At 48.2% G+C, this 19,477-nt stretch carries 23 protein-coding genes; 5 read left to right on the top strand and 18 right to left on the bottom strand.

Annotated elements, in window-relative coordinates; genetic code table 11:
- Window positions 1–21: 21 nt before the first annotated feature.
- The 4 genes from larC to B3N34_RS07550 all read left to right on the top strand — a co-directional run bounded on the left by larC (window position 22) and on the right by B3N34_RS07550 (window position 2,701).
- Window positions 22–555, top strand: coding sequence for a nickel insertion protein (gene larC, locus B3N34_RS07535; RefSeq protein ID WP_286976426.1), 534 nt, complete (start codon window positions 22–24; stop codon window positions 553–555).
- Window positions 556–707: 152 nt separating this feature from the next.
- Window positions 708–2,177 (top strand): NAD(P)/FAD-dependent oxidoreductase, encoded by a 1,470-nt coding sequence (locus B3N34_RS07540; protein WP_286976429.1) that lies wholly within the window; start codon window positions 708–710, stop codon window positions 2,175–2,177.
- Between the two features lie 64 nt (window positions 2,178–2,241).
- Window positions 2,242–2,454 (top strand): hypothetical protein, encoded by a 213-nt coding sequence (locus tag B3N34_RS07545; protein WP_286976431.1) that lies wholly within the window; start codon window positions 2,242–2,244, stop codon window positions 2,452–2,454.
- Complete coding sequence (locus B3N34_RS07550; RefSeq protein WP_091461649.1) at window positions 2,441–2,701, top strand: type II toxin-antitoxin system RelE family toxin; 261 nt, start codon at window positions 2,441–2,443, stop codon at window positions 2,699–2,701. Before B3N34_RS07545 ends, B3N34_RS07550 begins: the two co-directional genes overlap by 14 nt.
- A 202-nt stretch (window positions 2,702–2,903) precedes the next feature.
- Here B3N34_RS07550 and B3N34_RS07555 read toward each other — a convergent pair whose 3' ends face one another.
- From B3N34_RS07555 to B3N34_RS07565, 3 genes are read right to left on the bottom strand one after another with little or no spacing between them, the layout of a single operon-like run.
- Window positions 2,904–3,992 (bottom strand): iron ABC transporter substrate-binding protein, encoded by a 1,089-nt coding sequence (locus B3N34_RS07555; RefSeq protein ID WP_286976436.1) that lies wholly within the window; start codon window positions 3,990–3,992, stop codon window positions 2,904–2,906.
- Window positions 3,989–4,795, bottom strand: coding sequence for an ABC transporter ATP-binding protein (locus tag B3N34_RS07560; protein ID WP_349679705.1), 807 nt, complete (start codon window positions 4,793–4,795; stop codon window positions 3,989–3,991). Before B3N34_RS07560 ends, B3N34_RS07555 begins: the two co-directional genes overlap by 4 nt.
- Window positions 4,780–5,841: a FecCD family ABC transporter permease gene (locus tag B3N34_RS07565; protein WP_286976439.1), complete on the bottom strand. Its 1,062-nt coding sequence runs from the start codon at window positions 5,839–5,841 to the stop codon at window positions 4,780–4,782. Before B3N34_RS07565 ends, B3N34_RS07560 begins: the two co-directional genes overlap by 16 nt.
- Window positions 5,842–6,056: 215 nt before the next feature.
- Here B3N34_RS07565 and B3N34_RS07570 point away from each other — a divergent pair, with 215 nt between their 5' ends.
- A complete protein-coding gene (locus B3N34_RS07570; RefSeq protein WP_286976441.1) occupies window positions 6,057–6,233 on the top strand; it encodes a hypothetical protein in 177 nt (58 codons plus the stop codon).
- Window positions 6,234–6,403: 170 nt separating this feature from the next.
- Here B3N34_RS07570 and B3N34_RS07575 read toward each other — a convergent pair whose 3' ends face one another.
- The 15 genes from B3N34_RS07575 to B3N34_RS07645 all read right to left on the bottom strand — a co-directional run bounded on the left by B3N34_RS07575 (window position 6,404) and on the right by B3N34_RS07645 (window position 19,468).
- A complete protein-coding gene (locus B3N34_RS07575; RefSeq protein ID WP_286976444.1) occupies window positions 6,404–7,354 on the bottom strand; it encodes a radical SAM protein in 951 nt (316 codons plus the stop codon).
- An 81-nt stretch (window positions 7,355–7,435) separates the two neighbouring features.
- A complete protein-coding gene (locus B3N34_RS07580; protein WP_286976447.1) occupies window positions 7,436–7,618 on the bottom strand; it encodes a hypothetical protein in 183 nt (60 codons plus the stop codon).
- Between the two features lie 76 nt (window positions 7,619–7,694).
- Entirely contained in the window at window positions 7,695–8,480 is a 786-nt protein-coding gene (locus B3N34_RS07585) for a 4Fe-4S binding protein (protein WP_286976449.1), read from the bottom strand.
- A 173-nt stretch (window positions 8,481–8,653) separates the two neighbouring features.
- Complete coding sequence (locus B3N34_RS07590) at window positions 8,654–8,914, bottom strand: indolepyruvate ferredoxin oxidoreductase subunit alpha (protein WP_286976452.1); 261 nt, start codon at window positions 8,912–8,914, stop codon at window positions 8,654–8,656.
- Window positions 8,915–8,936: 22 nt separating this feature from the next.
- Window positions 8,937–9,314, bottom strand: coding sequence for a NifB/NifX family molybdenum-iron cluster-binding protein (locus B3N34_RS07595; RefSeq protein ID WP_091461660.1), 378 nt, complete (start codon window positions 9,312–9,314; stop codon window positions 8,937–8,939).
- Between the two features lie 4 nt (window positions 9,315–9,318).
- Window positions 9,319–10,194 carry an ATP-binding protein gene (locus B3N34_RS07600; RefSeq protein WP_286976454.1) on the bottom strand — a complete coding sequence of 292 codons (876 nt, stop codon included), beginning with the start codon at window positions 10,192–10,194 and terminating at the stop codon, window positions 9,319–9,321.
- Between the two features lie 21 nt (window positions 10,195–10,215).
- Window positions 10,216–11,091, bottom strand: coding sequence for an ATP-binding protein (locus tag B3N34_RS07605; protein WP_286976457.1), 876 nt, complete (start codon window positions 11,089–11,091; stop codon window positions 10,216–10,218).
- 48 nt (window positions 11,092–11,139) lie between these two features.
- Window positions 11,140–11,697 (bottom strand): NifB/NifX family molybdenum-iron cluster-binding protein, encoded by a 558-nt coding sequence (locus tag B3N34_RS07610; RefSeq protein ID WP_286976459.1) that lies wholly within the window; start codon window positions 11,695–11,697, stop codon window positions 11,140–11,142.
- 14 nt (window positions 11,698–11,711) lie between these two features.
- Window positions 11,712–12,014 carry a DUF5320 family protein gene (locus tag B3N34_RS07615; protein ID WP_091461666.1) on the bottom strand — a complete coding sequence of 101 codons (303 nt, stop codon included), beginning with the start codon at window positions 12,012–12,014 and terminating at the stop codon, window positions 11,712–11,714.
- A gap of 171 nt (window positions 12,015–12,185) precedes the next feature.
- The gene (locus B3N34_RS07620; protein ID WP_286976466.1) at window positions 12,186–12,911 is read right to left on the bottom strand and encodes an ABC transporter permease; all 726 of its coding nucleotides are present in this window, start codon (window positions 12,909–12,911) and stop codon (window positions 12,186–12,188) included.
- A 2-nt stretch (window positions 12,912–12,913) separates the two neighbouring features.
- A complete protein-coding gene (locus B3N34_RS07625) occupies window positions 12,914–13,915 on the bottom strand; it encodes an ABC transporter ATP-binding protein (RefSeq protein WP_286976468.1) in 1,002 nt (333 codons plus the stop codon).
- Window positions 13,916–13,922: 7 nt separating this feature from the next.
- Window positions 13,923–14,447, bottom strand: a complete 525-nt coding sequence (locus tag B3N34_RS07630) for a Fur family transcriptional regulator (protein ID WP_286976471.1) — start codon at window positions 14,445–14,447, stop codon at window positions 13,923–13,925.
- Between the two features lie 122 nt (window positions 14,448–14,569).
- Window positions 14,570–16,129: an aminomethyl-transferring glycine dehydrogenase subunit GcvPB gene (gene gcvPB, locus B3N34_RS07635; protein ID WP_286976474.1), complete on the bottom strand. Its 1,560-nt coding sequence runs from the start codon at window positions 16,127–16,129 to the stop codon at window positions 14,570–14,572.
- Between the two features lie 19 nt (window positions 16,130–16,148).
- Window positions 16,149–17,555, bottom strand: coding sequence for an aminomethyl-transferring glycine dehydrogenase subunit GcvPA (gene gcvPA, locus B3N34_RS07640; RefSeq protein WP_286976477.1), 1,407 nt, complete (start codon window positions 17,553–17,555; stop codon window positions 16,149–16,151).
- Between the two features lie 59 nt (window positions 17,556–17,614).
- Window positions 17,615–19,468, bottom strand: a complete 1,854-nt coding sequence (locus tag B3N34_RS07645; protein WP_414632109.1) for a RiPP maturation radical SAM C-methyltransferase — start codon at window positions 19,466–19,468, stop codon at window positions 17,615–17,617.
- Window positions 19,469–19,477: the final 9 nt, after the last annotated feature.

Raw genomic sequence — 19,477 nt, forward strand, 5'->3', positions numbered from 1 at the left:
CAGCGAAGCAAGGGGATAACAATGCTCCTAATAGTTAACGTAGATAGCATAACAGGGGAGGCATTACCTTATCTGATCGATGGGTTGATGGCTCGCGGTGCCTCAAGCGTTCACGCTATACCAGCCATCACGAAAAAAGGAAGAAGCGAATATATTTTTTTAATCGACTTGCCCAAATCACAGCTTGAAGGCATAAGATCTTTTTTATCAATTGAGCTGGACACATTGGGCATGAGAGCTATAGAGCCCGAACATATCCCCTTTCACCCCATCCGCAACGGTATTGTGCGAATGGAATTTCCAAATGGAGAGGGCGATGTCATCAATGTTAATGTGAAGATTTTAGCTGGAACCAATGAAGAGATTCTTCAATGCAAAGCCGAATATGAGGATTTGAAAGCAGCACTAAATAAAATAAACAGGAATAACAAGCACGTATTCTCCTTTAAAGTCCTCAAAGCAGCAGTTGAATTGGCTGTAATGAGCCAAACACAAGTCAATGTATATGGGTATGTGTTCAATTTCGAGGAACCCTACTTTCCCACATCACATTAAGCAAATTAGGAACAGAAAGAACAAAATACATTACAGCTATAAGATTTTATGTGGGGAATAGCTTGCATATTACCCCTGGTGGGTATATAATGTTTCCTAAATTGCGGGATTATATGGAGTTAACTTAAAAAGGGAAAGAGAGGAAAGAAAACATGGATAAAAATAGTTTATCTACTAAAGTTCTCATCATCGGCGGAGGGCCGGGTGGACGCATCTCCTATATGGCTTTGCGAATGATGGGCGAGGACAACGTGAAGATAGTTATGAATGAAGAACCAACGATCATCTGTAGCTTGCCATATGGGGTTGGCAGGAAGCTCGTGCCCCAAGGCCCCGAAGCGTTGGTGGTAAACCTTTCCAAAGGCGAGCGCATGCCCAAAGATATGCCGAAGGATATCGTACATGGCGTCGTGAAAGAACTTGATATAGCTTCCAAAAAAGCTTATGCGGAAGAGGCTGATGGGCAGATCGAGATTTCCTTTGAAAAGCTCATTTTAGCCACCGGAGCCGTCCCATGGATTCCTCCTGTATCGGGTGTTTTGCGGGAAGGTACATCGTCTGCAACATCTGATGGCAAAGACACATGGGTTATGTATGGAAATGAACTTGTCGAGAAATCTAAGTTGGCGCCCAACGTCTTTGTTATCAGGGGAGCAGATGACGCTCGAAGACTTGATAAGTTCGCCTCTCGCGGCAAAAGCGTAGTTGTAGTGGGAAGCGGTGCCATTGGACTGGAAATGACAGAAGCCCTCCACGACCGCGGATTTCAAGTCCATATTGTCGAGGTATTGCCGCATTTGAGCGTGGCCTTGGACGCTGATTTGGCATCTTTGATTGAAAAGCGTGCGCTCGAGCGGGGCGTTAAAGCCTATATCGGCGTGAGTGTGACTGACGTAACACCCGAAGGTGTAGTTTTGTCCGATGGCTCAACTATCAAAGCTGATGGTGTGCTCTTCGCTACAGGCGTGCGCCCCAACGTAGCATTAGCTAAAGCTTGCGGGCTCAAAATGGAGCGGGGAATCGTGGTCGACTCCCACATGAGAACATCTCATCCCGATGTCTACGCCGTGGGGGATGCCGTACAGGTCGTTGATGCACCCACTGGCAGGGCGATATTGCCACTCATAGGCACCCTTGCCATGCGACAAGGGTTAGTTGCGGCGTCAAATATTACAGGAATGCCTGCAGAGCTTCCTCCCGTTACAATATGGGGAGTTAGCTCATTCTTTGACCTGCATTGGGCCAGCGTAGGGTGGAGCGAAGAGGCGGCAAACAAAGCAGGGATTCCTGTAAATACGATCGTCCTTCCTGTTAGAACGAGGGATAATGCTATGCCTTTGGGGAAAGACGGTTATTGGAAGGTCGTTATCTCGAAAGAAAAAACTCTTGGTTTAAAAGAAGGGCAAATAATCGGTTTTCAAGCTGTGATCGAAGGCGATCCCGTAATCAACTTGAGCGAGCGTTTTTTGGACATCATTACCGCGAAGGAAAGCATATCAGAGATTTTGCGCCACTACTTCGCTCATTGTCCTTCGCAAAACGCTGTGGACGACCCCTACCTCGCGCTATTCTTTAATTATCAGGCAACCCTTGCCTCCAAATCCGGGCCACGGCCTATATAGGCTAGGTACGCCAAAGCTAGGTTATAATATATACTACTGGCATATATTTTAGGGGTGAAGTGTCATGAAAAGTGGTGCTGAGAAAAAAACACCTGAATTTGTATATCGGGATGGCAAACCAGTGGCTGTAATTTTAGATATTAATGAATATCGGGAGCTGTTAGAACGCTTGGAGGACGCAGAAGATCTGAAACTTTTGGAAGAGATGCGCAAAAAGCCCCTGCATTTTAGGGAATTGGATGAATTTTTGAGAGAATGTCAGAGTGGACGAGTATAGAGTTTACCTGGAACGGGCAGCCGAACGGGATTTAAAGCGCCTTTCTTCCGAAGATTTCGACCGCATTATCTCTAATATCAGAGCTTTGGCCGAAAATCCAAGACCTGCAGGTTGCCGCAAAATAGTGGGATCAAAGAATGATTGGCGGATCCGTGTCAGAGAATATCGCATAATTTATGAAGTTGACGATGAGAAAAAGGCTGTAATGGTAATGCGGGTAAGACATCGCAGAGATGCATATCGGTAGTCAACAATAGTATTGGTTCTCTATATTCCTAGGTAGAATTACATATATTCCGTAACATGCTGCGCTAAGGGAACCACGAGAAGAAGTTGGATCCGTCTGGGTCTGATGCCGCTTGTTGTAATGCCGTCGCAAGCGACATGCACTGCTAACCGGGACTATCCTAGATTTTGCGTAAAGTTCCAACAGATGCAAAGCGAGGCGTTTAAAATATGGGGCCGTAGCCGCCGAAGCTCCTTTTCATATCATCATATGCGCCTTTGCCTAAGAGAAATTTATATATATCATTGGCCTTTTTCTCCGGATCGATGTCTTTGAACGCCTCTGGGTATAAGACTATGCCCACGTAATAAGCGTTGGCAAAACAGGTGCCCAAGTTTGTGGTGTAGTAGTTATAGGGGAGAGTCGAATAGACTCTCCCCTGTTTAAACGCCGACAAGTGTTTGTAAAAGTGCGGATTTTTTTCTATATCTGCCTGGATTAGATGTCTTCCGCCGCCATCGATGAAAATCACGTCCGGATCCCATTCCAAGAGTTTTTCTCTGTCTATAAAAATATGGTCGCCTTTTAGTCCCTCTACGACACTTTTAACACCTAAAAACTCAAAAGGAGGATAGGACTTAAGGGTGCTATCGATGCCATGCGACCCTTTATGTCCAATCCCGCCTACATATACTTTTTGCCGATGTTTGCTCACTGCTGCTGTTCGTTCAAATAAGTCTTTCTTCATCTGCGTGAAAAATTCGACGAGGGCATCTGCCCTTCTATCGTTGCATTCCATTATTCGTCCGATCAGCCCGAAGGAATCGAAAACTGTCTCGTCGAAAGTCGCCAAGTGACCATAAGACAGCACTACAACGGGAACGCCCAGTTTGTACTGTAGTTTTTCTGCGTTTTGCCCTTGCATGTATGTTACAAAAAGCAGGTCGGGTTTGCAGGCAAGGGTTGCTTCTGGATCTGGTCCGCGGTCTATATAGGCTGGCCCTCCGGGGCCTATCGTGGGAAGGGATTTGAACTCTGGGTGGACATAGGCATAAGGTCGCCCTGTCGGGTCTTTTTCCATCTCTTCCACGCCGACCACTTTTTCTGCTTGGTTCATATAGGTTACAAGCCTAAGCGCTCCCGGTCCTGCGCAAACTATCCTTTTCACAGGAAGGTCAATCGTTACGGATCTACCTGCCAGATCTGTAACGGTTAGAGGTTCCGCCCCTACAACAGAAGAGGTCATCCAAAGGAGGGCGAGCGCCACTCCAAAGGCCAAAATGCGTTTTGGTGCAAATATTCCTATTTTCATGCTCCTACCTCAACTTTTGTAAAAATTCTTTCCTTTTTGGTTTCGAATGTTGGAATGACTATGAAGTGATCATCTACGCGGTGCATAACAACACGAATGTCAAAGACCTCTTCTATGAGTTTAGGAGTAAGGATCTCCCGTCCACCGTAGGCATAAACCTCGCCATCTCGCAGCAAGAGAAATTTGTCGGCAAAACGAAGGGCCAGGTTTATGTCGTGGAGAGAAAAAATTATCGCCATGCCCCTTTCTCTTGCCAACTCGCAGAGCAAATTCATCACCTCGAACTGTCGATGGAGATCGAGGCTGCTGGTCGGTTCATCGAGCAGGAGTGCATCTGGCTCTTGAGCTATGGCTCGGGCCAAAGCGACTCGCTGGATTTCGCCCCCGGAGAGTTCTCTGACGGGACGAAGGGCGTACTTCTCAAGCCCCATGGCGCACAGGGCTTCGTCAACTACTTCGAAGTCTCTATCTGTGGGATTCCACCTCATGCGGGGTTTTCGTCCCAACAGCACGGCATCGAAGACGGAAAGCTCACCTTCAGGAGAACGTTGCGGTACATAAGCGACTTTTTGTGATATCTGCTGGCGATTTAGCTTGCTTAGGTTGTCGCCATCGAGCATAACAACTCCTAACCACGGCTTCAGTAAGCCATTGAGGCACTTTATAAGCGTCGATTTACCCGAGCCATTCATACCGAGGATTGCCGTTGTGGTCCCTCTGTCCACTGAGATCGTTATCCCTTTTAGGACTACATCTTTTCGGTATCCAAATGAGACATCTTTGGCTGTTAGGATTTTCCATATCCTCCCTTCATGAGCAGATAGAGGAAAAGCGGTGCCCCCATGAAAGAGGTTACGATGCCGACGGGAAGCACAATTGGCGACATAACGCTCCTGGAAGCCGTGTCTGCGCAGAGCAGTATCAAAGCTCCCACAACGCACGATTGGGGCAATAGATGGCGGTGATCTCCGCCCACCAATCTACGGGTTATGTGTGGTGCGACGAGGCCTACGAATCCGATAACGCCAAAAGTTGCGACCGCTACAGCGGCAATTAAAGCAGCTATTATGAGGCTCATATTTCTCAGGCGTTCGGCATTTACGCCGAGGCTCTTCGCCACATCGTCTCCTGCGGCGAGGGCGTTCATGTTCCAGCGGTTGAGCAGAAAGAAAAAGCTCGCGGGTACTATGGAGAGGACCATTAGAAGGAGTTCATTCCAGGAAGCCCTCCCCACATCGCCGAAGGTCCAAAACACGATAGACGCCACCTCAATGTCGCTGGCGAAATATTGGATCATCATTGTGCCCGACGTGGCGAGCGCTGACAAGGCGACCCCTGATAGCACAATGGCTTCAGGTGATAAACGCTTTCTTTGGCTCAGGAACAAGATGAGCCACGTGGAGGCGAAAGCCCCTAAAAAGGCAAACATGTTCACGCCCCAAGGCAAACCTGCCAAGAAGTTTTCGTTTTTGCCGCTCGGTCCCAAGCCTAAAATGACGAGAGCAACGGCAGCTCCAAACGCCGCTCCCTGAGAGACCCCAAGCGTATAAGGCGAAGCAAGGGGGTTGTGCAGGATGCACTGCATCGCCACCCCTCCCATGGCAAGCCCCCATCCGGCGAGGACCGCCCCAATGATCCTAGGAAGCCTGATACGCCATAGGATGGTAGATGTAACGTCATCGGAACGCCCTAACAAGGCTGCAAAGGCATCGCTTAAATTTACTTGGAAGGAGCCTACGGAGAGGGAGACGAAGACCATCGCCATAAGCCCTAAGGTGAGAGTGAAAAACATCACTTTGCGACGGTAAGTATATGCTTTATATGCCTCGATAGTAGATCTGCTTGACATTGGGAGCCCCCTTATAAAATGAGTATTACGAATAATATAATCCATAACACTCAGATGTCAACTCTCCTATCTTCCTCAAAAATAATCTCTTCGAAAGAAGTTTGTTTCCTCATGATTGACAAAGAGGGCAACCATTCCGAGAATCCCTTTTGGATGAAATTTTCTTTAAGTGGGGATTTTGAGAGGCCAGCCGTGTATCACAAGGAGCATACCCCATGAAGGCTAGGTGTGCCATAATCAAACACAATGCAAAGCTATTTTCTCATCCGGAGTTTAAGGATCTAAGCCCTTACGGCCACGGAGGTATCTACGGGCTGGACCGAAGTACATGCATTAAAGCACAAAGCCATGGTAAGGGCATATACGGGCTGGAGGAGGTACGACACGGATGAAAAGCTGCTGGTAACTAGGAACTCCATAGACATTGTATGACTATCCAGGGAAATAGTTCGATCTTCAGAAAGACTATCCCACGCCTATAAGAACAAGATTAGGGGGCATAACGATATGGTAAAGGGGTAGACATGTCGTTTCAGGACGTCAAGGGAAAATTTCGACATTTTTACCGTTCCCCTTCTTTCATAACTCGGACATAATAGACCCAATTCCCGTATTGAACCCGTCTGATCCTGCCTTCGGCTACTAGGCAATCGATGCTTTTTTCGTCGAAGCCCTTGCGGCGCAAAACCTCTTTGACGGCGTCGCTGCGCATGGGGTGGACGGCGGTGATGTTTAAAATTTCTTCTACTGGATCGTCGGTAACTACAAAGGCGTTGCCCTCGTAGCCCGTTAGCGTTTCTGTGTCAATCCCTTGCTCTGTAAATATTGCATAGGCGGCTGCGACCGTTTCTGCATCGGGCAACTGCACCCATGAAGCGGCGGGAGGACGGGTGGGAACGGAAATGTAGGCCTTGCTGGGACTGAGGCTGGAGGAGATAAACCGGGCAACTTTTTCGAGTTCCACCTGCCCGTCGTTAAGACCCTTCACAAGCATGGTCTCGCTGCACAGCGTGCCTTTATAGGAACGAGCGAATTCCTCCATGCCGACAAGGATATCGCCATGATCAAGGGATGGGTGCGGGCGGTCTATTCGTTTCCAAAGGTCTTCCGAAAGGGCGTCAATTTTCAGGCTGACCCAATCCGCAACATATAGAGCCCTCCTTACGTCTGCCTTCGAGATGAGAGAGGCGTTGGAAATAACGGCTACAGGAATGCCCGTTTCCTTCAGCCTCAATAGCAACTCTTCAAGGGCGAGGTCGAGTGTTGGTTCGCCATCGGGAACAATTGTTAGATAATCGACTCGTTCTCCCGTTTCCGCAAGCTGCAAGAGTCTTTTTTTGACACGAGCAGCGAGTTCTTCCGGATCGCTGTAGTGCTGGCGCTGGGTCTCCATGCACAACGTTGGCCCGATCTGGCAATAGACGCATGTATAAGAACAGATCTTATAGGGGATGTTGTTAATGCCAAGGCTCGATCCCAACCGACGAGACGGAACGGGACCGAATATGCTCATGAGAAACACCCCCTTCTAGATAACCTTTCTCATTTTGAGATTATATACCCTCTTGCCCGCCTTCAACGACGTCGTCAAGCCCTATTTTTCTGTCAAAATAGGATTTACTTGGCAGTCTTCCACAAACTTAAATATTGCACAATGGGCAGCTGCCGCCGTCGCTTCCACTGCTGCCCGCTGCTTTGCGCAGCGACGGGCCTTCGAGGAGTATAACCACATGGCTGCGGCATTGAGGGCACTGAATCTCCCTCGACGATTCTCCATAAAACTCCTCACCGCAATTGAGGCATCGAAAACGCCTTTGATTCATATACTTCACCTCCGACAAAAATTATTGCTGTTACTGTGCTTCTCTCAAGGGAACTCCCTCTGTTTCAGATGCGTTTAAGGTTTCTACGCGCAGAGCGCCTTTGGGACAAATCGCCACACAGTCGAGACACCCGTAGCATTCTGGCGAAATGGGAAGCTTTTCCTTCTTGCCTTGGGTCTGTAACGCCTGTGATTTCTCGATGAGCGGCACGAGAAGACGGTCTGGGGCATCGCAGACGGAAGTGCAAACCCTACAACCTGCGCACTTCTCCGTATCCATCACTATAGGGCTCCTTTTGGTCAATGCAGCTGCTATCGTCCCTATTGTGCCGCCTGGACACAGGTGAGCGCAGAACGTTCTGGGCTCAAATACGATTGCTAAACCCGCCGCCAAAGCCAGCATGACTTGGCAAAATCGCAGGAACAAATAGCCATGCTGAGCGTAAGAAGCATAAGCTACTGGCAAGCCCTTATGGATATTGACAAGCCAAACGATCCAGGCGAAATATCCAATCATACCGATGAGGAATGCGCTTTGAAGGACTCTGCCCTTGTTTAGCCATCTGGGGAAGGGCAATAATCTCAAAGAGATCTTTGACCAGATTAGATCGATGAATCCGCCGTTAGGGCAGAGCAGGCCGCACCATATCCTCCCATGGAATGCGGAGAGTAAGCCACCCAAGGCTATCATCAAGACGCAAAACCACCATTGTTTCAGCAGGAGCACAGCCACGACGAAAGCTACCATAAGCTGCACTTGCATCACAGAGCGAATGCCCTTCCACGTTTTGGGGTCTATCTGTCCTTTCCCTTCCATCTATATATCCCTCCGCTTCTGAGAGCGCTGCGCTCCAACTTGTGGGAATTTATTTTACCATACCCATGTAAGGTATATCAAGCCAGACAAATCAAACGTTTACCCTCTCATTTCAGCACCAAAAGATTAGTCCAAAGATCTACAAAAGTTCTCAACTTCAGTCATAAATAGGCTCAGCACGAGATTTTTTTCGCCCTTATAACTATAAAAGACCCTTCGCCATACCCCTCTTTGACCGACTCTGGTCCCTGAATCTCGGAAAGGTCTCGAAATATGGCTCCGTAGGGGCAAACTGTGACACATGCACCACACTGGTTGCAGAGAGTTTGGTATATGATTGCTTTGCCATCTTCCACTTTTATGGCTCCTGTGGGGCATGTCTTAGCACATACCCCGCAACCTTGACATATATTGGGATTTACAGCATATGCCAATTTATTGCCCCCGCAATTCCTCTTATGCTTCGTGATGCCCGTTACAAGCAGTGTCTGCACTATGTTCCTTGCCATGATGACAAGAGTTGGAACTGCCGGAAAGATTGCCCTTTATAAATGCTTCGAGCGCGCTATCTACGCTCATGGGATCGCACGTTTGAACCGTTATGCCGAAAGAGGCAAACAAATCTCTTGCCCTTGGCCCCATATCTCCTGCTATCACTATATCCACATCAAGATCCTTCATCCATCTGGGCAGCACTCCCGGTGCATGTCCAGGATTAGTATAAATCTCTTCTTTTACAACCTTGCTTCCATCGATCTCAACGAGTCTAAATTCTGGAGCGTGGCCGAAATGGGGACAAACAACACCCCTATCAGCAGCAATCATCACTTTCATGACATCATCTCCTCTTTCTATTGATTTCTACCATCGTAACAATGGCATCCCACATTCGCTCTATTTCGTCTTTTATATTTCCTCTATCGACCTCTACCACCGGCACTCCTCGCGATATAGCTTCAACAAAAACCTCGTCGAAGGGAAGTTTACCGATCAATTCTATGCCTCGCTGATTACAGTATCTTTCGATCTCGCGGCCTATTTCCTCGTTTAAGTCGTATTTGTTTATGCAGACTGCAGCCGGAACGCGGAAGTGTTTGCAAACTCCCGCCACGCGTTCCAAATCGTAGACCCCTGACACAGTGGGTTCAGCTACCAATAAAGCCATGGCAGCTCCTGAAAGGGACGATATTACCGGGCAACCTATACCTGGCGGCCCATCGGTGATAATATACTTTAACGCTTTTTCTTCGGCCAATGCCTTTGCTTTCTGCCTCACCAAAGTCACGAGCTTTCCCGAGTTCTCTTCTCCGGGAATGAGTCTTGCATAAACCAAAGGGCCATACCTGGTCTCGGACACGAACCAGTGGCCCGATAGGACATCTTCCATCACTATTGCGCCGGCTGGGCATGCATGAAAACAGAAACTGCACCCTTCACACGAGAGGCGATCGACCTTAAAGTCTTTTATTGCGCAGAACCGACATAGCTTTTGACAAAGGCCGCACTTGTTGCACTTTTCCTCTTCGATGCGAGCTTTTTTCCCGCTCCAAAATTCACCCTTTTCTGCTATTCTGGGAGACATGACAAGGTGAAGATCGGAGGCGTCTACATCACAGTCTGCCAAGATCTTGCTCTTCCCAATGGCAGCGAACGAAGCCGCTATACTGGTTTTTCCCGTGCCGCCTTTACCGCTTATTATTACAATTTCGTTCATAGGGCTTTCCTTTCTTGGCGTTTAAGCGTTATATGTGGCATGAAGCCGACCTTTTTTAAGTGTGTAGAAGAGATCTAAAAAGGCATCGTGCCATCGCATCTTCACTTCTACCAGGGGAATACCTTTGGAGTAGAGAGTAGCGATATCCCTGTCGAAAGGGATCTTTAGCAACACAGGTATCTCGCTCTCGCGACAATATTTCTCTATCAGGCTATCGCGTGAAGGACTCGAACGATTGATTACGACCCCGCAAGGGATGTTAAGATATCTTATCATCTCCACTGCCAGAGAAAGATCATTCAGCCCAAAGGGGGTCGGCTCGGTGACCAAGATAGTATAGTCGCTCCCCTGTACAGCCTCTACCACTGGGCAAGAGGTGCCCGGAGCCACGTCGATTATCACGTCCCTTTGATTATCAATTTGATCATCTATATACATCTTGGCTTTCCTTATTACTGGTGTTGACATGGGTTCCCCTGTATTGAGCCTTCCTTGGACAAGTTCCAGATTTTTGCGATAACCTATTTCAACAACACCTACCTGCCTATTAGCTTCTACAATAGCTGACTCTGGACACAAATAAGAACAGGCTCCACAACCGTGACACAGCTCAGGGAAAACAATCACCTTGCTCGGAAGGGACGCTATGGCATGATAGGCACATACTTCTGCGCATCTGCCACAATAATTACACCTATCAGCGTCTATTCTGGGAGTGGGGACATGCACAGGCTCTGCTCTTTCGATAGACGCGTGCACAAACAGGTTGGCATTCGGTTCTTCTACGTCACAGTCCAATATCTGTACTGAAGCACGTTCGCTTACGGCCAAGGCTAAACTCGTGGCCACCAACGTTTTCCCTGTACCGCCTTTGCCGCTCGCTACGGAGACGATCACATCCCCACCCCCTCGCACGTATTTACAGCTCTTGCTGTCATTGCCGCTCTAATCTTCAGAAGTTATCTCATCAATGCGACGGTTTATTTCAGAAAGTTGCTGCTTCAACGCTTCTGCTTGACCTTTCAGCTGCCTGAGCCCTTCTTCTTCGCTCGGCGGTTGGGACACAACCCCTGACATGCTAACGCCTCCGTGCATCCCGAAGCCGCCCATACCTCGACCCCCACCTTTGCCGAACCCTCCGCCCATCCCGAAGTGAGGAGGGACATCTGGGGCAGATGTAGACGCCGGCTTCCCCTGCTTAAAAGATAGAACGGCATCCCTTACTGTGCCAGAAACGCCTGTGATGATCTGCACGCCAGCGGCAGATAAGACCTCATATGCATTGGGGCCACAGCTTCCTGTAAGCACTACCTGTACCCCTTTCCCCACTATCGCCTGAGCAACGCTGATTCCTGTCCCTCCTGGAGCACTTGCGCTGCTGTTTTCCATAGTCTCAAATTGCATGGAATCAGGATCGACGATGATGAAGTAGGGAGCGCGTCCAAAGCGAGGATCTACCAACGCATCTAAATTAGGAGCGGTCGCCGATGCGGCTATCTTCATAAAATCCACCTCCTCTACTTTCCCTCAAGTTCTCTGACGCGGGCTTCAATAGCATCGAGTTGGGCCTTTACGGCATCAGCTTGAGCTTTTAGAAGCTCAATTTCCTGCTCCTTACTCATTGCTTGAGGGTTAGAAGCGCCTTGCGCATACCCCCACCAAGGACGAGGGATATATCCTTCGTAAGGTGCCCCTGCAGCACCGCCCAAGAAGTACCAACATCTGGGAAGACCACCTCTGCCCATACCAACATATGGCCATGCGGGGCTCCACCCCCGAAAGCCAAACCCATAACCGCCTCTGCCAAATCCTCTGGGCATACCCAAACCCCCCCTTTATATTAATATTGATAATCATTATCAATTGTAATTATACTAAAATAACCGTCATTGTCAATACATTTGCCAATAAAGGAGAGGCAATAGGTATATGATTATACGATTCTTAAACGAAATAACCAGTCAATATGTTCCTACCAAGCGTATGAAAAGTCATTCAAACTTTTTTGATAGCAAATTGGCCGCCGGAAGGAAAAAAATCAAAAAGAAGGCCATCAAAACAGCAGCATGAAGCGCTACATTGATACCTTGACTAACACCTGAAACGCCCTGGAATCCTTTAACTGCGTATGTGAGGGGAAAAAGATGAGCTAAAAATTGCAAGGCTTTCGGCATGGCCTCAACAGGATATACCACACCGCTTATAAATACCATGACAAAGCGAGGAAGATTGAGCAGGGTTTGAGCCTCAAAGACCTCCTTTACCATTAAACAAAGAAGTGATCCCATAGCGGAAAATGCCAGCAGGGCCGGCAAAAGAATTGATAAAAAGGATATCCAGTCCAAGTCAAAATTTAAGAAAAGGGCGCACACCACTGCCACTAGTGAGCTCATAAGAAGGCCAAAGATGGCTCCGCCCAGAATTTTCCCAAGTAAAATTGCCATCATGCTAATGGGAGCAAGTAAAAGCCTCTCCAATGACCCGAGACGAAGCTCGAAGTTTATCACCACCGCTTCCGCAGCAGTAGTGCTGAACAACGCGGTCATGGCAAGGAGTCCAGGGATCAACCCCTTAAAATCCACTGGGTTTCTAAGATAGAAGGCCAGAACCCATGCAATAGGAAAGACTATTCCCCAACTTATGGCGGGAGGTTTAAGGTAATAGGTCCTCATGTCTTTTGCAATGATGCACCATATTCCCCTCAAGTCATCGCGCATCGTCACTTGCCTCCCTTTTCCATCGCCATCATACTTGAGGAAAGCCCGGTGATCCTCACAAAAGCTTCCTCAAGAGTGGGTTTTATAGTATTAATAGACTCAATTTCTGCCCCTGCATCTTGTATTGCTCGACAGATATGAGGAAGCAGACTATTTGTGGTTCCACTGCAACGCAAAGTGTTCGAGTCTACAATGATGGGCTTAGTCCCTATAAGAGCGGCTAGCTGCTCTACCAATATTGAGGCAGATCCCCTTATGGTAAGTTCAATGGCCTGTTCCTTAATCGCCATTTTCTTTAACTCTTCAGGCTTTTCGACCGCGACAATTTGTCCCCTTACGATGATCGCGATGCGGTCGCACAGAACGTCTGCCTCTTCCAGGTAATGGGTGGTCAAAAATATCGTCATCCCTTGATCGCGCAATTTTTGAATAGCACTTCTCAGAGAGCGTGCAGCCATGACGTCAAGTCCAACAGTTGGTTCATCCAAAAACAATATCTTGGGGTTGTGAATGAGGGCTGCGGCAATGGTAAGAGACCTCTTCATCCCCTGAGAGAGCGTCCTAAATGGACGATCCCTCTTTTCCTGCAGGCGAAAGAGTTCAAGGAGCATCCCAGCTCGTTCATATCTCTCCTTCCTTCTTACGCCATAGAGTTTGCCCATAAAGAGGAGATTTTCCAAGGCCGTGAGCTCATCGTAAAGGTTTGAGGCCTCCGGCACTACTCCCGTAAACCCCTTGGTCGTTGCAGCGTTCGCCTTAATGTCAAGACCTAACAGCTCCACATTGCCTGCTGTAGGTTTAGATAGCCCTGTGAGCATGCGGATGGTGGTGGTCTTCCCAGCGCCATTGGGGCCTAAAAAACCAAAAAGTTCTCCTTCTTCCACATCGAAGCTTACCCCGTTAACGGCAACTATATCCCCATACCGCTTAATTAACCCTTCAGCTTTAATAGCTATGGACGTGACAGTGCACTCCTTTCTTTTTGGGCAATGAAGATGTTGCAACAGCAGATCACATAAGTCCGCGATGCATGCGCCTCCTGCGACGACAACGACATTCCCTTTGGGGCATTCTTGAGGGGTCAAAACCTTTACTGAGGCATTCATGACATACGCCAAAGAGCTCAATGCTTTGCGGCAGTAAAGTAAACCCCATATCTTCAGCCCACTCTTCCGCGACCTGGCTCTTTTGATCTTCATCGTTAAGATGCACCACCTTGCCACAGCCGCGACAGACAAGATGGAAATGGATATCCTTGCGCGACACCTCAAATCGGCTAAAACCCTCATCTAAATTTACCTCGTGCAGAAAGCCCATCTCCACCAAGAGCTCTACTGTACGGTAGATCGTGGCAAGACCTATGGAGGGATCCTTTTCCTGTATGAGGTTCAAAAGCTCTCTAACGTTCGGATGTTTATCCCAATTTTGGAGTATGGTCTCTACTATGAGCCTCCGAGGACTGGTAATGCGAAAACCTTTTTCTTGCAAGGAGCGCAAGTACTCCTCCACCTTTTCCTTCACTTTCTCTTCATCCACTATCTCAATCACCTCTCAATCAGCTTTCCGGTCATATAAAAAAGGCGGCAAAGCCTATTGGTCATTTTTTTAGAGGCCTTGCCACCATTATATTTCTATCTACTCTACTTCGTCCAACTGGCTTAGGTTCGACCCTTTTTCTTTATGTACGCCCTCCATGTGGTTGCCCAACGCTTGGGATCATCCAGCGCAGACTCATCGGCCAACTTGTGGGATGCGCACTTATGAGGCGCATTTTTCACAACTTCAGGATCGGAGTAGGCCTCATCGCGAATGTGTTTTAAAACTGCTGCGTATTCATCCAAATCCTCCTTACCGTAGCTTTCACAGGGCTCAAGCGTCATGGGCTCGGGAACCACCCAGGGATGATGGCTCGTCCAGTAATGCTGCAATCCAAAGTCGCCCACTCGTCTCATGATATCCGTCGTGCTAATTCCCGTCGCCTCGAACAACTTCTGCCAACAGTAACGGGCTTCCTCAAGGCGTCTTCTTCCTGGTGCGTAAGGTACGTCCATTTCAGGGATCAATTCCTGCAGCTTCTTTTGCAGGTAATTGTGGTTTATCGTAGATATCTCGGATACTTCCTTGAGGTATTCCTGACCTACGGCCCTGATCCAGGCATAGGCGCGGACCAATACCCCCGCAGGACCTTGAAACTGCCTTATTTTGCCCACGCTTTCCGGCCTGTCGAAATCGAGGTAATACTTTTCCCCGTCGTATTCGACCGTTGGGAAGGGCAAGTACTTTGCCAGGTAATCCCTTACGCCCAGTGCACCTAAGCCTGGCCCCGAACAGCCGTGAGGAGTGCCGAAGGTCTTGTGAATATTGAAGTGGCACATGTCAAATCCGGCCTCGCGTGCCCTTGCTATTCCCAGAAGGACGTTTGCGTTTGCCTGGTCGTAAAAGCACAGGCCGCCTGCATCGTGCACTATCTTGACGAATTGGTCGATCTCCGTGTTGTATATCCCCGTATCCTCGGGGTTGGTTATGAACATCCCGGCGGTCCTTTCCGATACGGCAGCCTTGACCGCTTCTATTGAAGGATAGCCGTTTTCGCTGGGAGGAAGGATTATCAGCCTGAAGCCGGCCGTTGCAGGGGCTGCGTGATCACAGGGGTGCGTAAAGGCTGCGCTTATGATTTCCCTGCGTTTATCCAACTCGCCGCGATCGCGATGATAAGCCCTCATTATGCTTGCTGCCGTATAAACGGCATGAGCTCCGCCCTGTGGATGCAAACTGAACTTGTCCATCCCGGAGATTTCTTTGAGGATCTCCTCGAATTCGTAATACATTTGAAGTATCCCTTGAACGGTATCCACATCCTGCCAGGGATGAAGGGAAGCTATACCCGGATGTGCCGCCAGCTCTTCGTTGATCCTGGGGTTATATTTCATCGTGCACGTGCCTTGGCTTATGTCGTTACACAGGTTTGCTCCAAGCGTCTCCTGGGCAAGGTGGATATAATGCGCTAAGACCCTCTTTTGATCTAGCTCGGGCAATGCCGGAAGTTGCTCTCGAAACATCCCCTTTGGCACAAGATTTTTCGCATCGCCCGCCTCCTTCTTGATTTCCTCGTCCGGAGCCGGAGGGATTAGGCCCCTTCGCCCCGGGACGGAGAGCTCAAATATTATCGGCTCGTTCCAATGGGCCTGATGGAAATTTCTCAATTTAACGTCCTCCATCTCATATCCCCTCCTACCATTACATGCCTACGACGGAGGCCAAAGCATCCGCCAGCATGTCTATGTCCTCTTTGCTGTGAAGCTCCGTCACGCAAAAGAGAGCGCTTTGCCCCATTTCAGGGAAGTCTTTCGACAGGTCTTTGCCGCCAAATATTTTGTGGTCAAGCAGGGCTTTATTTATCTCCGCTACCGTCTTTTTTGTCCCGTCGAAATTGACCGTAAATTCTTTAAAGTGATAGGAATCAAAGAGCGGCGCCTTAACTCCCTTGACGGACGAAAGCTTTTTAGCGGCATAAGAAGCCCTCTGAAGCAATCCCTCGCCTAATTCCTTCATTCCCTGCGGTCCCATCAAAGCCATGTAAACGCCTGCCACGATGCCGTGAAGCTGGGCCATCGTACCCAAGAAGTCCTTGGCCTTATCGCGAGATGCATAAGACGTCCTCTCGTACAAGACCTCGCCAAATCCGTATTCTCCCTCTTCCACTGTCTCAGCTATTCCAAAAAGCAAAGAGGGATACTCCGCCACGAACTTAGGCTCATCATGGGTGGCTATGAATCCTCCCAAGCCGCCGCCATAGCTCATGGGAATGCCCATAGGCTGCACGTCGCCACAGGCGAAATCGGCACCGTAGTGGGCAGGCGGTTCAAGCACGCCCAAAGAAATTGGATCCACGCCTACTGAGAGCAACGCCCCCTTAGAATGAAGAAGGTCGGCTATCTCCTGTCCCTGGTTTTCTATGACGCCGAAGAAATTTGGGTTTTCCATATACAAGACGCAAACATCGTCGGACAGTTTGCTCTTTAAGTCGTCAACGTCAAGCAAGCCGGTTTTCGGATCGTACTTGACCGTCTCTATATCTGAAGTAGAAGACCATGCGTAGTTTTCGATGCAGGACAGTCGCTCAGGGCTGATCGATGCAGCTATCAATGCCTTACCTCTTCCCGTCATGCGCGATGCCATCCTTACGGTGGTGGCACATGCCATGGCCCAATCGTAGGTAGGAGTGTTCACCATATCCATGTCGACCAGTTCACCTATGCAGCTTGCGTATTCAAACTGGGCCTGAAATTTGCCGTGATCTGCGAAGGCCTCTCCTACGTAGGCGGACAAAAATTCATCCCTTTCCATTATGGTCTTACAAACTGCCGGCACGTAATGCTGCCAGCATCCGCCGCCCAGAAAGTTTAGGTATTCCTCGCAATTTTTGTTCTTGGAAAGCAGGTTCGTTACGTGTTTTTTAAGCTCGTATTCGGATGTGATTGCCTTGGGGATGTTTAGAGGCCTTTTAAGCCTTAAATGTTCTGGAATTTGACCGAAAATATCTTCCGCGCTTTCAATCCCTATTTCCTTCAGCAACTCCTCCTTAATTTCGGGAACGGAATTGGGGATATAAGGATGAGCCCTTCTCTTTTCCTTCTCTTCCATGCTGTTACCCCTCCCAAATGATAAATTTTGAGGCGCTAAAAATAACCAGATACATTTCCTCAGGGCATCACCTCTTCTTCAGTCACAAGGCTCAATAACATCTCACCTTCCTTTAATACCATGCCATATTTTATTAAATTGATAATAGATTGCTTAATCTTATCTTCATCTTCTACGAAACCTTTTTCGCTTAAACTTAACGCGATAGCCTCAATGGTCACGGGCTTACTGCAAGCTTTGCAAACCGCCAATGTAAAGGGATCAAGCTTTATGTGCCATTCACCCTCACCGGACCTTCTGTCGATTATGAGCCCTTCTTCGTCGCGTGAAAAACAAAGCGAACTTTTGGGATGAATTTCCTTCCAGAAAAATATGTTTTCCATAAGTTCATGGGTATACTCGGCGCAATTTTGGGGAACCTGATATTCGAAGGTAAAAAAAGAGGCAAGATTGCTCACTGATTCATCATCAAAGGGGTAAACGTAAGAATAGGATGGATAGGGACTTACGTCCTTTATACCATATCCCGAGGGATCTTCGAAGCAGGGACTAAAGCGGTCTAGCCTGAATTGGCCAGCATAGTTGGGCGGATGTAAATGAGTCAACAGGGGCACTAGCTTCGCCATGTTTTCGTAAGCCTCCACAGGTTCGCCCGGGAAACCCCATAGAAAGTTCCACACCGGCATTATTTTTGCTTCGCGACACCCTTTGAGAAATGCTATGTTTTGAAGTGCACTCACTCCTTTGCCAATTATGGACAAAACCCTTGAGCTTAAGGATTCAATGCCGACTTCAAGCCTTTTTAGCCCACAGGCAGATAGCTTCTCAAGTAATCCAAAGTCAATGTCCGACCTTACCTGGAGATAAATGATTTCCGGCTTTTTTTCAAATGCGGACAGCGCATCCGCCAAAGCCTCGAGCATTTCCTTATCGGCCGATTCGTCGCTTGCGCATAAACTAAAGCCCTCGTATTTGCTTGCAAGAGTTCTTACTTCTGAGACTATTCTGCCTCTGTTTTTCTTTCTGAAGACGAGCGTCTCGCTCGATTGGCCGCAAAAGATACACCTTTTTCTCTGGCCCCAGAAACAACCCCTGGACATCTCGAAAAACAACCTCGGCTTTCCTCGCGAATCGGACCTTCTTTTTCTATAAATGTTCGCAAAATCATCGTAATCTGGAATTGGTACCGAACCCATATCCATCTCCAAAACATGACGGTAATGATCAGAAAATTTTTCACCTTCGCTTTTCAGATTCATAGGAGTTACAGTTCCATCTACCTTGGACAGGCCACCCAAGTCGAAATCTTCAAGGCAGAGACCGACGAATTTTTTAAATGAAGTATCGCCCTCTCCCAGGCATATGGCATCCACGAAGGGGTGTTTCGCCAAAAATTCCAGGCCCATCGCTCCTTTGCAATTGGCTCCACCAAAGACCACCGTGGTGTTTGGGAGAACCTCTTTTATCCTCCTTGCCAACGCCAAAGAGGCGACCTGCTGATGAAACATGCTTGTGAAAGCTGCTATTTTCGGCCTTTCCCTTGCGACGACCTTTGAAATTTCTTCTAAAAAGGAGCCTACAGAGCTTTGAACTATTAAAAGTTCATCGTAAAGATGAGCGTCAACGGCAGGTTTATCGTATGGTGCTTTATGCTCCTTTAAATTTCCTATGAGCACTTGGTCAACATATTTCTCGAATGGAGGAATATTATTACCATATAGCATTTCGGCAAACAGCCTGTCTCCAAGCAAATCTACAATATGCCATGTAGATATTTTATCATACAAATCTACACCGATCTTTTCAGAAAAAGTAACGTTGAAATCAAAAACCTTGACGTTGAATTCATCTTTCAAAGCGCTTTTTAAAATACCGAGGGCAAAGGAAGGTTGCCTAAAACTGGCGAAGGGCATGTTGATCAA

Source organism: Acetomicrobium sp. UBA5826, from assembly GCF_002433005.1.
In the GTDB taxonomy this organism is placed as follows: domain Bacteria; phylum Synergistota; class Synergistia; order Synergistales; family Acetomicrobiaceae; genus Acetomicrobium.